We start from the raw sequence: 485 nt of genomic DNA on the forward strand, positions 1-485 counted from the left end.
GGTCAGGCAGACCCGGAAGACCGGGAAGCCCGGGAACGGTGGGGTCACCACCGGGAAGACCCGGCAGCTCCGGAAGACCCGGGACCAGGCCACCGACGGTGTCAACGACACCACCGACAACCCCACCCAGGTCAGGCAGACCCGGAAGACCCGGAAGACCCGGAAGACCCGGAAGACCCGGAACCGTAGGGTCGCCACCGGGAAGACCCGGCAGCTCCGGAAGACCCGGAACCAGACCGCCGATGGTGTCAACGACACCACCGACAACCCCGCCCAGGTCGGGAAGACCCGGGAGACCCGGGACCGTGGGGTCGCCACCGGGAAGACCCGGCAGCTCACCCAGACCAGGAATCAGACCACCGATCGTGTCAACAACACCACCGAGGTCAGGGAGACCCGGAAGACCCGGGATCAGGCCACCGATCGTGTCAACGACACCACCGACGACCCCGCCCAGGTCGGGAAGACCCGGGAGACCCGGGACG

At 68.7% G+C, this 485-nt stretch carries 1 protein-coding gene; it reads left to right on the forward strand.

The window, feature by feature from the left end:
- Positions 1-485, forward strand: a 485-nt coding sequence (locus MIAR_RS11425) for a hypothetical protein (protein ID WP_285635812.1), incomplete at both ends; no start/stop codon positions are given.

Origin of the sequence: Microbacterium arabinogalactanolyticum (assembly GCF_030268005.1) — a bacterium.
GTDB lineage: Bacteria > Actinomycetota > Actinomycetes > Actinomycetales > Microbacteriaceae > Microbacterium > Microbacterium arabinogalactanolyticum.